Here is a 2167-nt window from a genome sequence, read left to right on the forward strand (position 1 = left end):
TCATTTCTGAATCATGAGGCAAAAGGCCTCAAACTTCTCCCGGCGCATGGTTACCCTGGCGGGGTAGTTACGGAAAGTCACTTCATAGGCGCGGTCCGCATAGGGTAAAACCTTTTCCACGCGGTTGATGTTGATGATGAAACTCCTGTGGCAACGGAAGAACCGGGCGGGGTCAAGCTTTCTTTCGAGCAGGGAAAGCTGCTCCGATGTTTCGTAGAGGCCGGAGTCCGTGTGGATGACGCACTTTTTGCCCACTTTTTCTACGAAAAAAATGCTGTCCGTGTCTATGACGATAATCCCGTGTCCGCTTTTGATGGTAAGTTTTGTACGGCAATCAGGCCCGCTTTTTGAGCTGCCGCCCGGCCCGGGGTACGGCCGGTGATCTTTACCCCCGGCGGTTCGCACCTCTTTAAAGCGCATCAACTTGGCCAGCGTTCGCGCGATTCGTTCCCGGTTGAGCGGCTTGATCAGGTAATCGACGGCGTCCAGGTTGAATGCTTCGGCAGCATACTGGGGGTAGGCAGTAATGAAAACGATAAAGACGCCGGGGTGCTGCCTTTGCAGCTGGTGAACAGCCGAAAGGCCGTCCAGCCCGGGCATCTGGATGTCGAGAAAAACGGCGTCCGGCCCGGTATCCTTTACCAGTTTCAGGAGATCCCTGCCATTGCTGGCTCTGCCGGCGACAGCGACACCCTCGAATGTGCCCAGTATATCGCTCAACAGGTTGCAGATGGGCTCATCATCATCGGCAATTACAATCTTTAATGTATAGCCCGACATAAGAACCCCTCCGCAAACAGCAGGACATTTTTAAATATTTTTATGAATTGCTACAATGATCACAAATTCTGCCCTCATTTGTAAAATCCTGCTTCCACGATATTCTTCCAGGAAGCAAAGAGGAAAAAATAAAACCCCGCCCGGAACAGGGCAGGGCACGACAGGTAGATATTTTCGTTAAATCCTGGCCCAGTAATGGCCGAAGATGAGCACCGACAGGATGTAACCCAGGGGCACGTTTACGGCCACACCCAGGGTAAAGGCGGCCAGAGGCTTCCAGCCAAAGGCGGTCAGTTCCCGGAACCGGGTGGTAAACCCGATAGAAAGGAAAGTAAATACGAAGGTCCAGGTGCGTAAAGTCTTGATGGGCCCGATAACTTCGGGGGTCAGCACCTTTTTAAATTCCGCCGGTGAAAACTGCAGGGCCACAAAGGTCATGATCAGGGAAGCCAGGAAAAAGCCGATGACAAACTTGGGGAAGCGCCACCAGACTTCCATAGCGTTTACCTTCTCACCCTGTCCGGCGGAGCGGCTGCGCTCCCACACCGTGCAGGCGATAATGGCCATGATCAGCGACCACAGGCCAATCCAGATGTCCCGGCCCACAACCTTCATGAGGGTGAAGGACCGGATGGCCGCTTCGTCACCGATGGCTGCAGCGGCCGCAAAACCGGCCGCATCGGCAAATTCGGAAGTACCAATCCAGGCCCCGGCGATGCCTGGCGCCATGCCCATAGCCTTCGCTACCAGAGGTAACACGATAATCATGACGATAGCCCAGATGACTACCAGGGAAATACCTATAGAAACGTGTTCCTTTTTGGCCTTCACCGCACCACCCAGGGCAATGCAGGCCGATACCCCGCATATGGATCCCCCCGCGGCCAGGGTGGCACCAAAGCGCCTGTCCAATCCGAACAACCGGGTGGCAGCAAAAAAGATGGTCAGGAAAGTGACCACCGCTACAATGGTGGCCTGCAGGAAGGCTACCGGGCCGGCCTGGATGATCAGCGTAAAGGGCAGAGTCGCGCCGAGCAATACAATACCGGTTTTAACGTAAAATTCCGTACGGAAGGTCGTATCCAGCCATTTGGGCAGTTTGAAGGTGTTACTGACGATCATGCCCAGCAGCAGTGCTAAAAGGGGCGGCTCCAGGTTCAGGTCGATGGCCGTCTTCCACGAACCGGCGACCAGAATAATCGTGGAAACGATAAAAAGAATGGTGAAGCCGGGCACAAATTCCCCCGCCTTGAACCCCATGACGGCGCTGCTGATGGAGAAAAGAACGATAAAGAGTACATAAAGTCCGATATACCAGGTCCACTTAGCAGCGAAATGCTTGGAAACTTCACTGAAATTCACCCAGGTGGGCGGCGCCACGGCGATA

General features: G+C 54.3%; 2 protein-coding genes. Both read right to left on the minus strand.

What is annotated here, in order from left to right:
• Positions 1-780: a LytR/AlgR family response regulator transcription factor gene (locus tag ACPLUI_RS14175; protein WP_424660890.1), complete on the minus strand. Its 780-nt coding sequence runs from the start codon at positions 778-780 to the stop codon at positions 1-3.
• A 177-nt stretch (positions 781-957) separates the two neighbouring features.
• On the minus strand, positions 958-2167 hold a 1210-nt coding region (locus ACPLUI_RS14180; RefSeq protein ID WP_424660891.1), incomplete at its 5' end, for a YeiH family protein.

The sequence above is a fragment of the Desulfofundulus sp. genome, assembly GCF_049701015.1.
Lineage (GTDB): Bacteria > Bacillota > Desulfotomaculia > Desulfotomaculales > Desulfovirgulaceae > Desulfofundulus.